13 protein-coding genes and 1 riboswitch are annotated in these 13,926 nt (G+C 68.4%); of the genes, 10 read left to right on the forward strand and 3 right to left on the reverse strand.

The window, feature by feature from the left end:
• The first annotated feature begins 62 nt into the window (after positions 1–62).
• The 4 genes from ctaC (at position 63) to ACZ4UB_RS21400 (ending at position 4,537) form a co-directional block, all read left to right on the forward strand.
• Positions 63–1,052 carry an aa3-type cytochrome oxidase subunit II gene (gene ctaC / locus ACZ4UB_RS21385; RefSeq protein ID WP_354383699.1) on the forward strand — a complete coding sequence of 330 codons (990 nt, stop codon included), beginning with the start codon at positions 63–65 and terminating at the stop codon, positions 1,050–1,052.
• Positions 1,049–2,779 (forward strand): aa3-type cytochrome oxidase subunit I, encoded by a 1,731-nt coding sequence (gene ctaD, locus ACZ4UB_RS21390; RefSeq protein WP_354383698.1) that lies wholly within the window; start codon positions 1,049–1,051, stop codon positions 2,777–2,779. The genes ctaC and ctaD overlap by 4 nt, the downstream gene beginning before the upstream one ends.
• Positions 2,776–3,174 (forward strand): cytochrome c oxidase subunit 4, encoded by a 399-nt coding sequence (locus tag ACZ4UB_RS21395; RefSeq protein WP_354383697.1) that lies wholly within the window; start codon positions 2,776–2,778, stop codon positions 3,172–3,174. Before ctaD ends, ACZ4UB_RS21395 begins: the two co-directional genes overlap by 4 nt.
• A gap of 115 nt (positions 3,175–3,289) precedes the next feature.
• Positions 3,290–4,537 (forward strand): L,D-transpeptidase, encoded by a 1,248-nt coding sequence (locus tag ACZ4UB_RS21400; RefSeq protein WP_354383696.1) that lies wholly within the window; start codon positions 3,290–3,292, stop codon positions 4,535–4,537.
• A 148-nt stretch (positions 4,538–4,685) separates the two neighbouring features.
• Here ACZ4UB_RS21400 and ACZ4UB_RS21405 read toward each other — a convergent pair whose 3' ends face one another.
• Entirely contained in the window at positions 4,686–5,087 is a 402-nt protein-coding gene (locus ACZ4UB_RS21405) for a hypothetical protein (protein ID WP_404015328.1), read from the reverse strand.
• Between the two features lie 176 nt (positions 5,088–5,263).
• On the opposite strand from ACZ4UB_RS21405, the gene ctaE reads away from it, so the two are divergent.
• From ctaE to ACZ4UB_RS21435, 6 genes are all read left to right on the forward strand, one after another.
• Entirely contained in the window at positions 5,264–5,884 is a 621-nt protein-coding gene (gene ctaE / locus ACZ4UB_RS21410; protein WP_354383694.1) for an aa3-type cytochrome oxidase subunit III, read from the forward strand.
• A gap of 76 nt (positions 5,885–5,960) precedes the next feature.
• On the forward strand, positions 5,961–6,770 hold the full coding sequence (gene qcrC / locus ACZ4UB_RS21415; RefSeq protein ID WP_354383693.1) for a cytochrome bc1 complex diheme cytochrome c subunit: 810 nt from the start codon (positions 5,961–5,963) through the stop codon (positions 6,768–6,770).
• Positions 6,767–7,825, forward strand: a complete 1,059-nt coding sequence (gene qcrA / locus ACZ4UB_RS21420) for a cytochrome bc1 complex Rieske iron-sulfur subunit (RefSeq protein WP_354383692.1) — start codon at positions 6,767–6,769, stop codon at positions 7,823–7,825. The genes qcrC and qcrA overlap by 4 nt, the downstream gene beginning before the upstream one ends.
• A complete protein-coding gene (gene qcrB / locus ACZ4UB_RS21425; protein WP_354383691.1) occupies positions 7,822–9,450 on the forward strand; it encodes a cytochrome bc1 complex cytochrome b subunit in 1,629 nt (542 codons plus the stop codon). Before qcrA ends, qcrB begins: the two co-directional genes overlap by 4 nt.
• Before the next feature lie 146 nt (positions 9,451–9,596).
• Positions 9,597–10,661, forward strand: coding sequence for an anthranilate phosphoribosyltransferase (gene trpD / locus ACZ4UB_RS21430; protein WP_468072222.1), 1,065 nt, complete (start codon positions 9,597–9,599; stop codon positions 10,659–10,661).
• Between the two features lie 115 nt (positions 10,662–10,776).
• A riboswitch (SAM riboswitch) is annotated at positions 10,777–10,893 on the forward strand.
• Positions 10,894–11,118: 225 nt separating this feature from the next.
• Complete coding sequence (locus ACZ4UB_RS21435) at positions 11,119–12,525, forward strand: aminotransferase class V-fold PLP-dependent enzyme (protein WP_468072224.1); 1,407 nt, start codon at positions 11,119–11,121, stop codon at positions 12,523–12,525.
• 391 nt (positions 12,526–12,916) lie between these two features.
• Here the strand turns inward: ACZ4UB_RS21435 and ACZ4UB_RS21440 are convergent, their stop codons facing one another.
• Positions 12,917–13,198 (reverse strand): Lrp/AsnC family transcriptional regulator, encoded by a 282-nt coding sequence (locus ACZ4UB_RS21440; protein WP_352215145.1) that lies wholly within the window; start codon positions 13,196–13,198, stop codon positions 12,917–12,919.
• On the reverse strand, positions 13,195–13,917 hold the full coding sequence (locus ACZ4UB_RS21445) for a rhomboid family intramembrane serine protease (protein ID WP_468072226.1): 723 nt from the start codon (positions 13,915–13,917) through the stop codon (positions 13,195–13,197). Before ACZ4UB_RS21445 ends, ACZ4UB_RS21440 begins: the two co-directional genes overlap by 4 nt.
• Positions 13,918–13,926: the final 9 nt, after the last annotated feature.

The raw sequence follows: 13,926 nt of genomic DNA on the forward strand, positions 1-13,926 counted from the left end.
GCGACCGACCCGAACACGGCCGCGGCCGACCGCGCGGGCCGAGACTCTCGGGAAGGCGCTACGTGAGTCCCTACGGCTCCGACCGCTCGCCGCGGCGCCCGATGCGGCGGAAGCTGCTGCAGGCGCTGACTGCGGGCGTGGTCCTGGCGACCGCCACTGGTTGCTCGTATTCATATAAGAACTTCCCCAACCTCGGTATGCCGGACCCGGTCACCAAAGAGGCGCCGATCATCCTCTCCCTGTGGCAGGGGTCGTGGGCGGCAGCGCTGATCACGGGCGTCCTGGTCTGGGGCCTGATCATGTGGAGCGTCATCTTCCACCGGCGTAGCCGGACGAAGATCGAGGTTCCGCCGCAGACCCGGTACAACATGCCGATCGAGGCCCTGTACACCGTGGTCCCGCTCATCATCGTCTCGGTGCTGTTCTACTTCACCGCGCGTGACGAGTCGAAGCTGCTCTCCCTCTCCGCCAAGCCGACGCACACGATCAACGTGATCGGCTACCAGTGGAGCTGGGGCTTCAACTACGTCGAGAACGTCGACGGCGACGCGGCGACCCCGAAGGCGGGCACGGTTCCCAAGGAACTGGCCTCCATCCCGGACCGCTTCACCAAGGACTTCCCCGCGGGCGCCGAAGGCGTCTACACCAAGGGTGTCCCCGGAGACGTGAACCCGGACAAGGCTGCGGAGGGCGTCAAGTGGCCCGGTCCGACGCTTTGGCTGCCCAAGGGTGAGAAGGTTCGCTTCATCCTGTCGTCCAACGACGTCATCCACTCCTTCTGGGTGGTCCCCTTCCTGTTCAAGCAGGACGTCATCCCGGGCCACACCAACGTCTTCGAGGTCACCCCGACCGAAGAGGGCGTCTTCATGGGCAAGTGCGCCGAGCTGTGTGGCGTCGACCACTCCCGGATGCTCTTCAACGTCAAGGTCGTCTCCCCCGAGGAGTACCGCAAGCACCTCAAGGACCTGGCGGAGAAGGGGCAGACCGGTTACCTCCCGGCCGGCATCAAGCAGACCGACCCGGCCCGCAACGCTGAGGTGAACAAACTGTGAGCATCCTCAACCAGCCTCAGGGTGCCGCCGCCGACTCGTATGAGAACGAGCTGCCGGTACGGCGCAAGCAGCCGGGCAACGTCGTCGTGAAGTGGTTGACCACCACCGACCACAAGACGATCGGCACGATGTACCTGGTCACGTCGTTCGTGTTCTTCATCATCGGCGGGATCATGGCGCTCTTCATGCGCGCCGAGCTGGCCCGTCCGGGCACGCAGATCATGTCGAACGAGCAGTTCAACCAGGCGTTCACCATGCATGGCACGATCATGCTGCTGATGTTCGCCACCCCGCTGTTCGCCGGCTTCGCGAACTGGATCATGCCGCTGCAGATCGGCGCGCCCGACGTGGCGTTCCCGCGGCTGAACATGTTCGCGTACTGGCTGTACCTCTTCGGTTCGACCATCGCGGTGGCCGGCTTCGTCACCCCCTCGGGTGCCGCCGACTTCGGTTGGTTCGCCTACTCCCCGCTGTCGGACGCCGTCCGCTCGCCGGGCATCGGCGCCGACATGTGGATCATGGGTCTGGCCTTCTCCGGCTTCGGCACGATCCTCGGTTCGGTCAACTTCATCACCACGATCATCTGCATGCGCGCTCCCGGCATGACGATGTTCCGCATGCCGATCTTCGTCTGGAACGTCCTGCTGACCGGTGTGCTGGTCCTGCTCGCGTTCCCGGTCCTCGCCGCCGCGCTCTTCGCGCTGGAGGCCGACCGGAAGTTCGGTGCGCACGTCTTCGACGCGGCCAACGGCGGCGCCTTGCTGTGGCAACACCTCTTCTGGTTCTTCGGACACCCAGAGGTGTACATCATCGCGTTGCCCTTCTTCGGCATCATTTCCGAAGTGATCCCGGTCTTCTCACGCAAGCCGATGTTCGGTTACATCGGCCTGATCGCCGCGACGATCGCGATCGCCGGCCTCTCCGTGACCGTGTGGGCCCACCACATGTACGTCACCGGTGGTGTGCTGCTGCCGTTCTTCTCCTTCATGACCTTCCTGATCGCGGTACCGACCGGTGTGAAGTTCTTCAACTGGATCGGCACCATGTGGAAGGGCTCGCTGTCCTTCGAGACCCCGATGCTCTGGGCCGTCGGCTTCCTGATCACCTTCACCTTCGGTGGTCTGACCGGCGTCATCCTGGCCTCGCCCCCGATGGACTTCCACGTCTCCGACTCGTACTTCGTCGTCGCGCACTTCCACTACGTCATCTTCGGCACCGTGGTCTTCGCGATGTTCTCCGGCTTCCACTTCTGGTGGCCGAAGTTCACGGGCAAGATGCTGGACGAGCGCCTGGGCAAGATCACCTTCTGGACGCTGTTCGTGGGCTTCCACGGCACGTTCCTGGTGCAGCACTGGCTGGGCGCCGAGGGCATGCCGCGTCGTTACGCGGACTACCTCGCCGCCGACGGCTTCACCGCGCTGAACACGATCTCGACGATCAGCTCGTTCCTGCTCGGCCTGTCGATGCTCCCCTTCATGTACAACGTCTGGAAGACGGCGAAGTACGGCAAGAAGATCGAGGTCGACGACCCGTGGGGCTACGGCCGCTCGCTCGAGTGGGCGACGTCCTGCCCGCCGCCGCGGCACAACTTCCTCACCCTGCCGCGGATCCGTTCCGAATCCCCGGCGTTCGACCTGCACCACCCGGAGATCGCGGCCCTGGACCACCTGACGGACCACGGCACGGCTCCCTCGGCGGTCACCGGCGGCAAGGAGTCCGGCAAGTGAAGATCCAGGGCAGGATGTTCCTCTGGCTCTCCCTGTTCATTCTGATCATGGCCGTCGTGTACGGCGTGTGGTCGAAGGAACCGGTCGGGACCACCGCTCTCTTCCTGGCCTTCGGCCTGAGCGTCATGATCGGCTACTACCTGGCCTTCACGGCCGCGCGCGTGGACGAGATGGCCCAGGACAACCTGGAGGCCGACGTCGCGGACGAGGCCGGCGAGCTGGGATTCTTCTCCCCGCACAGCTGGCAGCCGCTCTCGCTGGCCATCGGTGGCGCCTTCGCCTTCATGGGCGTCATCTTCGGCTGGTGGCTGATGTACTTCTCGGCGCCGCTGATCCTGATCGGTCTGTGGGGCTGGGTGTACGAGTACTACCGGGGCGAGAACGCCAACCAGTAGTCGAAAGCCGCCGCGCAACCCACTTGGGGCCCGGACACCTCGTCAGAGGAGTCCGGGCCCCTCGTTTGCAGTCACCCCGCGCGCCGTAATAGTCATATCTTCATAGCGTGGACTCATGAACCACTCACCGCGTCTTTGGACGGTAGTCGGCTGCTCCCTGCTGGTCGCGTCCCTCGGGGCCGGCGCCACCGCATGCGGGTCCGGCGACAACAACCCGCTGTCCGCCCGCCCCTACGACGCGGGCGACGAGGTCGCCTTCAATCAGGCGTCGGGCGGCCGGCCGGTCGACCCCGACCGCCCCCTCGAAGTCACCGCCAAGAAGGGCGACGGCCGGATCACCGACGTGAGCGCCGTCGACACCCACGGCCGTCACCTCGCCGGCGAGCTCTCCGCCAAGGGCGACCGCTGGCACAGCACCGCGCCGATGGCCGCGGGCGTCCGTTACACCGTCACCGTCGGCACGGAGGACGAGCGCGGCGCCCAGGGGCAGCGCACGCTGAACTTCGAGACCACCCCGGCCAAGAAGGTCGTCCACATCGAATTCGGCCCGGAGGCGGGCAAATACGGCGTCGGCCAACCCCTGACGGCCGAGCTCACCGAACCGGTCAAGGACAAGGCCGCCCGCGCCATCGTCGAGCGCGGCCTGGTCGTGGAGTCCGCGGGCAACGTGCAGGGCGCCTGGCACTGGGTGGACGACAAGAAGCTGCACTTCCGCCCCAAGGACTACTGGCCCGCCAACACCGAGGTCTCCGTACGGAGCAACCTGGAGGGCATCAAGATCGCGGACGGGCTCTACGGCGCCGCCGCGAGCTCGCTCAAGCTGGAGATCGGCGACCGCGTCGAGGTCACCACGGACGCCTCCTCGCACTACCTGACCTTCAAGCGCAACGGAGAAGTGATCAACACCATTCCGGTCACCACCGGAAAGCCCGGCTTCTCCACCCGCAACGGCGTCAAGGTCGTGCTGGGCAAGCAGTACTTCGTCCAGATGCGCGGCGACACCGTCGGCATCGGCGGCAGCGAGTACTACAACCTCCCGGTGTACTACGCCACCCGGGTGACCTGGAGCGGTGAATACGTGCACGCCGCGCCGTGGTCCGTCGGCTCCCAGGGCTACGAGAACGTCAGCCACGGCTGCACCGGCATGAGCACCGGCAACGCCGCCTGGTTCTACGAGAACATCAGCGAGGGCGACATCGTCCGGGTGATCAACAGCATCGGCGACGACATGGACCCCTTCGGCAACGGCTACGGCGACTGGAACCTCGACTGGAAGGAGTGGCGCGAAGGCAGCGCCCTCCTCAAGGGCACCCAGGACGGGCGCAGTCCCGTCGACGCGGCCCGGCTGCGCCCGCAGGTCTGAGGCGCCGTCGGATCCCGCGGGGCGCCCTTGGAAGCCCCGATCCGGCGCCACGAGCGACACAGCGGCCCCTGGAAGCCCTTAGGACGGCTTCCAGGGGCCGCTGTGCGATCTCCCGGCCCCAACGGGCCCGTTTCGAGCGCTCGGGCGCTCAGGCGTTCAGGGACAGCCGCGAGCGCAGTACGTCCGCCAGGGCCTCGGGGAAGTCCACCGGGTCGACCGGCAGCGTCACCGCGCGGTCGGCGCGGCTCCAAGTGGCCAGCCAGGCGTCCTGCGGGCGCCCGATCAGCAGCAGCACCGGGGGGCACCGGAAGATCTCGTCCTTGATCTGGCGGCACACGCCCATGCCCCCGGCCGGTACGGCCTCGCCGTCCAACACGCAGGCGTCGATGCCGCCCGCGTCCAGTTCCTTGAGGACGGCGTCCATGGTGGCGCACTCCAGGAACTCCACCGGCGGCAGGTCCGCTGCGGGCCTGCGCCCGGACGCCAGCCGCACCTGCTCCCGGGTGTTGGCGTCATCGCTGTAGAGCAGAACCCGCGCAGTCGCCCGCATTTCGTTCCTCCACGTGTCACATGAATCACGTTGATGATGTCGCGGATGCTACTCCGTCCGACACCCTGTCAACATCGGTTCGCAGGGGCCTCCGATGGGCCGTTCGGGCCTTGCACACGCCCCGGACACTCCGAACGGCACCCCCCGGGGTGAGGGCGGGATAAGCGACCGACATAATGTCGGTCGTGGCGACAGCAACGACAGTAGATACCGGGCACGCGCACCCGACGGTCAACAGGCCGAACCTCGTCAGCGTCGGAACGATCATCTGGTTGAGTTCCGAGCTGATGTTCTTCGCGGCCCTCTTCGCGATGTACTTCACCCTGCGATCGGTGATGGGCGCCGAGCATTGGGCAGAACAGGCCGAGGCCTTGAATCTGCCCTTCTCGGCGACGAACACCACGGTCCTGGTGCTTTCCTCGCTCACCTGCCAGCTCGGCGTATTCGCCGCCGAGCGCGGTGACGTGAAGAAGCTCAGGACGTGGTTCATCATCACGTTCGTCATGGGTGCGTTCTTCATCGGCGGGCAGGTGTTCGAGTACACCGAGCTGGTCAAGAAGGACGGCCTGAGTCTCTCGTCAGACCCGTACGGATCGGTGTTCTACCTGACCACCGGCTTCCACGGGCTGCACGTGACGGGCGGCCTCATCGCCTTCCTCCTGGTCCTCGGCCGGACGTACGCGGCCAAGAGGTTCACCCACGAACAGGCCACGTCGGCCATCGTCGTGTCCTACTACTGGCACTTCGTCGATGTCGTCTGGATCGGCCTCTTCGCCACGATCTACCTGATCAAGTAGCGAACACGTCGCCGGGCCCGTCCCGGCACTCCATCCAGACACACCGACGCAGAAGATCCTGACACCGGGGTAATCCGTGAAAAAGCTCTCCGCACGACGACGCCATCCGCTGGCGGCGGTCGTCGTTCTACTCTTCGCACTGGCGGTCACTGGGGGGCTGTACGCCGCCTTCGCGCCCGCGGGCAACGCGCAGGCAGACGAAACCTCCCAGTCCCTCGCCATCGAGGAGGGCAAGAAGCTCTACGCCGTGGGCTGCGCAAGCTGCCACGGGACCGGCGGTCAGGGTTCCTCTGACGGCCCGAGCCTGGTGGGTGTCGGCTCCGCCGCCGTCGACTTCCAGGTGAGCACGGGCCGTATGCCCGCCCAGCAGCCCGGCGCTCAGGTGCCGAAGAAGCCCGTGATCTACTCCCAGGCGCAGACCGACCAGCTGGCCGCGTACATCGCGTCCCTCGGTGCCGGTCCGATCACGCCGACCGAGAAGCAGTACGACCCGGCGGGCGCCGACATCGCCAAGGGTGGCGAACTGTTCCGCAACAACTGCGCGCAGTGCCACAACTTCACCGGTGAGGGCGGCGCGCTGACGCACGGCAAGTACGCCCCGAACCTCGAGGGCGTCGAGCCGAAGCACATCTACGAGGCCATGCTCACCGGCCCGCAGAACATGCCCTCCTTCCCGGACAGCACCATGCCGGAGAAGCAGAAGAAGGACATCATCGCGTACCTCCAGAACGTGAACGGCGAGAAGTCGACCAGCCCCGGTGGGCTCAAGCTCGGTGGCCTCGGCCCCGTTTCCGAGGGTCTCTTCGGCTGGATCTTCGGACTGGGTGCGCTGATCGCTGTCGCCGTCTGGGTCGCGGCCCACACCGCTAAGGCCAAGAAGTCATGAGTAGCCAAGACATTCCCGAAGAGAAGCACCTGCCGAGCGAGCAGGGCGACGCGCACCACGGTGGCGTAGCACTGGCGGACGACCCGTTCGCCGACCCGGGCCTGCCGGCCCACAAGCCCCGTATCCAGGACATCGACGAGCGGGCGGCCAAGCGCTCCGAGCGCACGGTCGCGATGCTGTTCACGCTGTCGATGCTGGCCACGGTCGGCTTCATCGCCTCGTACGTGACCCTGCCGGTCGACAAGATCGTGTACATCTTCCCCATCGGGAAGGTGAGCGCGCTCAACTTCGCCCTCGGCATGACCCTGGGCACGGCGCTCTTCTGCATCGGCGCGGGCGCGGTCCACTGGGCCCGCACCCTGATGTCCGACGTCGAGGTCGCCGCCGAGCGTCACGAGATCGCCGCTCCGCCGGAGGTCAAGGCGCAGGTCCTGCAGGACTTCGCCGACGGCGCCAAGGAGTCGGCCATCGGCCGGCGCCCCCTGATCCGCAACACGATGCTGGGCGCGCTGGCCATGCTGCCGCTCTCCGCCGTCGTGATCCTGCGCGACCTGGGTCCGCTGCCCGAGGACAAGCTCCGCAAGACGCTGTGGGCCAAGGGCAAGCTGCTCATCAACGACAACACCAACGAGCCGCTGCGTCCCGAGGACGTCATCGTCGGCTCGCTGACCTTCGCCCGGCCCGAGGGCCTGGAGGAGGACCAGCACGACTTCCAGACGCAGATCGCCAAGGCTGCCCTGATGATCGTCCGCATCAAGCCGGAGGACATCAAGGACAAGCAGGAGCTGGAGTGGTCCCACGAGGGCATCGTGGCCTACTCGAAGATCTGCACCCACGTCGGCTGCCCGATCAGCCTGTACGAGCAGCAGACCCACCACGTGCTCTGCCCGTGCCACCAGTCCACCTTCGACCTCTCCGACGGCGCCCGTGTCATCTTCGGCCCGGCCGGCCACGCGCTTCCGCAGCTGCGGATCGGCGTGAATGCCGAAGGCTTCCTCGAGGCGCACGGCGACTTCGAAGAGCCCGTCGGTCCTGCATTCTGGGAGCGCGGATGAGCACTGCCACTGAAACGACGGAGCGCAAAGCGCCTGCCGGTGAGCGCGTAGCCGACTGGGCGGACGGTCGCCTGGGCATCTACAGCCTCGCCAAGGCCAACATGCGCAAGATCTTCCCGGACCACTGGTCCTTCATGCTCGGTGAGATCTGCCTCTACAGCTTCATCATCATCATCCTCACGGGTGTGTACCTGACGCTGTTCTTCCACCCGAGCATGAACGAGGTCGTGTACCACGGCTCGTACGTGCCGATGCAGGGCGTCCAGATGTCCGAGGCCTTCGCCTCGACCCTGGACATCAGCTTCGACGTGCGCGGCGGTCTGCTGATCCGCCAGATCCACCACTGGGCGGCGCTGATCTTCGTCGCCGCGATGGTCGTGCACATGATGCGCGTGTTCTTCACCGGTGCGTTCCGCAAGCCGCGTGAGGTCAACTGGGTCTTCGGCTTCCTGCTGCTGTTCCTCGGCATGTTCACCGGTTTCACCGGTTACTCGCTGCCGGACGACCTGCTCTCGGGCACCGGTGTCCGCTTCATGCAGGGCGCCATCCTGTCCGTCCCGGTCGTCGGCACGTACCTGTCGATGTTCCTGTTCGGCGGGGAGTTCCCGGGCGGCGACTTCGTCGCGCGCTTCTACTCGGTGCACATCCTGCTGCTGCCGGGCATCATGATGGGCCTGCTGGTGGCCCACCTGATCCTGGTCTTCTACCACAAGCACACCCAGTTCGCGGGCCCCGGCAAGACGAACAACAACGTCGTCGGCATGCCGCTGCTGCCGGTCTACATGGCCAAGGCCGGAGGCTTCTTCTTCCTGGTCTTCGGTGTCATCGCGGCCGTCGCGGCGATCGCCTCGATCAACCCGATCTGGGCGCTCGGCCCGTACCGCCCGGACCACGTGTCCACGGGTGCGCAGCCCGACTGGTACATGGGCATGCCGGAAGGCCTCATCCGCGCGATGCCGGGCTGGGAGATCAACCTCTGGGGCCACACGCTGGTCCTGGGCGTCTTCATCCCGCTGCTGCTCTTCCCGCTGGTGCTGTGCTCGATCGCGGTCTACCCGTTCATCGAGTCCTGGGTCACCGGGGACAAGCGCGAGCACCACATCCTGGACCGCCCGCGCAACGTCCCGACCCGCACCGCGTTCGGTGTCGCCTGGATCGCGGAGTACATCGTGCTCCTCATCGGCGGCGGCAACGACATGTTCGCCCAGTACTTCCACCTGTCGATCAACTCGATCACCTGGTTCGTCCGGATCGGTTTCTTCCTCGTTCCGGTCCTCGCCTTCATCGCCACCAAGCGGATCTGCCTCGGCCTCCAGCGCCGGGACCGGGACAAGGTGCTGCACGGTCGCGAGACCGGCATCATCAAGCGCCTGCCGCACGGTGAGTTCGTCGAGGTCCACGAGCCGCTCTCGCAGGGCAAGCTGCACACGCTCACCTCGTACGAGCAGTACAAGCCGGTCGAGATCGGCCCGACGGTCGACGAGAACGGTGTCGAGCGCAAGGTGAAGGGTCTGGAGAAGCTCCGCGCGAAGCTGAGCAAGGGCTTCTACGGCGAGAACAACCAGATCCCGAAGCCCACGGCTGAGGAGTACAAGGAGATCCAGAGCGGCCACGGCCACCACTGACTCCGCATGACGGACTGATTCCGGTCAGTCTTCGCGTCGCCACGGCAAGAGCCCCGTCCAGTCACTGGACGGGGCTCTTCGCCGTCCACTCCGGCTGGATAGGCTGGGGCCTCACCCATCGACTGTGGACCCATCAGGAGCGGACCATGAACGTTGTGACCCCGGCAGGCGGCGACAGCGTGGCGGCCCGTACCTGGCCGGGCGTACTGGACGCCCTGCTGGACGGCCGCGACCTCGCCGCGGACGACACGGCGTGGGCGATGGACCGGATCATGAGCGGCGAGGCCACCGACGCCCAGATCGCGGGCTTCGTGGTCGCCCTGCGGGCCAAGGGCGAGACCGTCGCGGAGATCAGCGGCCTCGTGCGGACCATGTACGAACACGCCAACCTGATCGAGGTCCCCGGCCGCACGGTCGACATCGTCGGCACCGGTGGCGACGGCGCCAAGACGGTCAACATCTCGACGATGTCCGCGATCGTGGTCGCCGGTACGGGCGCCAAGGTGGTCAAGCACGGCAACCGCGCCGCGTCCTCCTCCAGCGGCGCCTCGGACGTCCTGGAGAAGTTGGGCGTCAACCTCGAACTGACCCCCGCGCGGGTGGTCGAGGTGGCCGAGGAGGCGGGCATCACCTTCTGCTTCGCCGTCAAGTTCCACCCGGCGCTGCGCCACGCGGCCTCCGCCCGCAAGGAGTTGGGCATCCGCACCACCTTCAACGCGCTGGGCCCGCTGACCAACCCGGCGCGGGTACGGGCCCAGGCGACCGGTGTCGCCGACGCCCGGCTGGCCCCCATCGTCGCGGGCGTGCTCGCCGAGCGCGGCTCCTCGGCGCTGGTCTTCCGCGGCGACGACGGCTTCGACGAACTGACCACGACGGCGACCTCCCGGGTCTGGTGGGTGCGCGACGGCGCGGTCACCGAGCAGGGCTTCGACCCGCGCGACATCGGCATCCCGCTGGTCGACGTCTCCGCGCTGCGGGGCGCGGACCCGGCGTACAACGCGGAGGTGGCCCGCCGTCTGCTGGCGGGGGAGACCGGCCCGGTGCGCGACGCCGTCCTGCTGAACTCCGCGGCCGCCCTGGTGGCCCTGGACCCGGGCAGCGGCACGCTGGAGGAGCAGCTGGCGGCGGGCGCGGCCCGCGCGGCGCAGTCGATCGACTCGGGCGCCGCCCAGGCCGTGCTGGAGCGGTGGGTGAAGGCGAGCAACGCCTGACGCCCGCGCGCCCGCCCGCACGGCTCCCCGCCGAGCGGCGATTTTCCGACAGGCCCCGGTCCGACATGCGGACCGGGGCTTGTGCGTGGCGGATCTTGTGGCAGGATGCTGACCAGGTCACGAGTGACAGCGTTTAGGCCCCGGCTTGCTGTCCGGCAACCCTCCTTCCGTGGCGGGGTGCCCCGGGTGATGACCAGGCCGTAGGCAGCGAGGCTTACGGCAAGCGCGGATCCCTCGACACCAGGGGTCCTGGTCTCTCGAGGAGCTTTTTCCGTGAGCAAGCGAATGCGATAGGGCGACTCGCCCCTTCTTCACCCCCGGAAACAGGGTCCTGTCCGCGTACCCCCAGGTAGCGCCGGCGCCACCCCCTCCTCCCGGGGCCTTCCCGTACCCCGCCGCACCCGGCCGCGTACGGCCCCTTGAAGCCATTCACCCCTGCCTGCCGGGAGATTCCGCCATGTCCGCTTCCCTGAACGCCGCCACCACCGCGACCGCCGACCCCGCGTGTGTCGAGCCCGCGTGTGTCGAGCCCGCTTGCGTCGAGCCGCTCCAGGTGCTCGGCCGGGACGTCACCGTGCCGCTCGTCACCGGCGGCGAAGTCACCTACGCGGCCCTGGACTACGCGGCCAGCGCGCCGGCCCTGCAGCGGGTCTGGGACGACGTGGCCGCCTACGCCCCGTACTACGGCAGCGTGCACCGCGGGGCCGGTTACCTCTCGCAGCTCTCCACCGACCTCTTCGAGCAGAGCCGGGCCACGGTCGCCGAGTTCCTCGACTGCCGGCCCACCGACCAGGTCGTCTTCACCCGGTCCACCACCGACTCGCTCAACCTCCTCGGCCAGGTGCTCCCGGCCGACTGCCAGGTCTTCGTCTTCGAGACCGAGCACCACGCCTCGCTGCTGCCCTGGCGCGACGCGCGGGTCACCTACCTCAACGCCCCGCGCACCCCGGCCCAGGCCGTCGCCACGCTGGAGCGCGCGCTGGCCGACCGCGAGCCCTACGGCCCGGCGCTGGTCTGCGTGACCGGCGCGTCCAACGTCACCGGCGAGCTGTGGCCGGTCAAGGAGCTCGCCGCCGCGGCGCACGCCCACGGCGCGCGGATCGTCCTGGACGCCGCCCAGCTCGCCCCGCACCACCCCGTGTCCGTCCAGGAGCTGGACGTCGACTGGGTCGCCTTCTCCGGGCACAAGCTGTACGCGCCCTTCGGCTCGGGCGTGCTCGCCGGGCGGGCCGACTGGCTCCAGGAGGCCGAGCCGTACCTCGCGGGCGGCGGCGCTTCGCGCAAGGTGGCGCGGCGTGAGGACGGCGGCGTGGACGTCGAGTGGCACACCACCGCGGCCCGCCACGAGGCCGGTTCGCCGAACGTCATCGGCGTCTACTCGATCGCCTCCGCCTGCCGTGCGCTGACCGAGGCCGGGTTCGACAGCCTGGTGGCCCGTGAGCAGCACCTGATCGCGAAGGTCCGCGAGGGGCTGGCCGAGGTCCCGGCGGTGCGGATCCTGTCGCTCTTCGGCGACGACGCGCCGCGGGTCGGCGTCATCTCCTTCGTGGTGGACGGGTGGAACAGCTCGCACTTCGCCGCCGCGCTGTCCGCCGAGTACGGCATCGGCGTCCGTGACGGGCTCTTCTGCGCCCACCCGCTGGTGCGGACCCTGCTGGGCAGTGCGCCGCAGGAGCCGGGCGAGTGCGGGGCGCCGGAGGCGGAGCCGGGCGAGCGCTCGCTGAACGCGATCCGGGTCAGCTTCGGGGCGGGTACGCCCGACGAGCACGTGGAGCGGTTCGTGGGGGCCGTGCGGGAGCTGGTGGCCCAGGGGGCGCAGTGGACGTACCGGACGGAAGAGGGCCGCTGCGTCCCGGCCGTCTGACGGTCCGCCTCAAACGCCGGCGGGGCTGGGGTGGTGCCCTTGTCCGGGGTCGGGGTGGGCGGGCCGCGGCCGGGCCGGTGACCCGCACGAGTGTCTCCTCGGCTCGCGGCAGCGGCCCCGTCGGACACTGCGCCCGGCGGTGACCGCTCGTCCTTGCGGGGACACTCCTGCGTGCCCCCGTCCCGGCCGCGACCCGCGCGGTGGTCCCGCGTCAGGGCGGTGGCGTCGCGGTGGGGCGGGGTGTCCCCGCAGGTCGAGCGGTCACCACCGGGTGCACGCTCCGACCGGGCCGAGCCCGCGAGCCGAGGAGACGCCCCGCCCCGGCGCGGCGACGCCGCCCTGACCCACCCCGACCGGGGTCAGGGACGTACCGGGCGCCCGCCGCCAGGCGTTACGCGTCCAGGCCGATCGCGAAGGCTGCTTCCAGGTCGTGCTGGGAGTACGTGCGGAACGCCACGTGGGTGTCCGTCGCCTCCACGCCCGGGATCTTGCTGATGCGGCCGGGGATGATGTCGGCCAGGTTCTCGTGGCGCGGCACCCGGACGAGGGCGATCAGGTCGTAGGTGCCCGTGACGGAGTAGACCTCGCTGACGTTGTCCAGCGCGGCGATCGACTCGGCGATCTCGGGGATGCGGTCCACGCTGGTCTTGATGAGCACGATCGCGGTGATCACGGCTGGCTGTCTCCCTCGGTGGCCGTCGCTGGTCGCCTCACTCTAGTCGTACGTCGATATCGCACCCACGCGTAGAGGAAGCCGAGCGAGAAGCCCACCACGTGGGCCAGGTACGCCACCCCGGGCCCGCTCCCCGCGCGCTGCGCCGCCAGCCACTGGAGGCCGAACCAGAACATCAGCACGATCCAGGCGGGGAAGCGCAGCGGGACGAAGAAGAGGAACGGGAAGAGGCTGGTGACCCGGGCCTTGGGGAAGAGGCACAGGAAGGCCCCCAGGACGGCCGAGATGGCCCCGGAGGCGCCGACCAGGGTCTGGTCGGAGGAGGCGTTGGCCGCCGCGTACGCGGCCAGGGCGAGGGAGCCGGTGGTCACGTAGAAGACGAGGAAGTGGGCGCGGCCCATGCGTTGCTCGGTCATCGCGCCGAAGACGTAGAGGAAGAGGCAGTTGCCCAGCAGGTGCAGCCAGCCGCCGTGGACGAAGAGCGCGGTCAGCGGGGTCAGCGCGGCGCGCGGGGTGCCGGCGAAGAGCTCGTCCGGTACGACGCCCCAGCGCCGGAAGTACGCCGTCCCGGCCACGACCAGGTCCTCGCCGGTGCCGTAGACCGGGTTCATCCCCGAGGCGGGGGAGAGGATGAAGACGACCGAGCAGGCCGCGATCAGCGCGTACGTCATCACCGGCCCGCGGGCTGCCTCGCGGACGGCCGGCCACCTTGCGCTCATGGGACAGAG

The sequence above is a fragment of the Streptomyces sp. NPDC028419 genome (assembly GCF_055565515.1).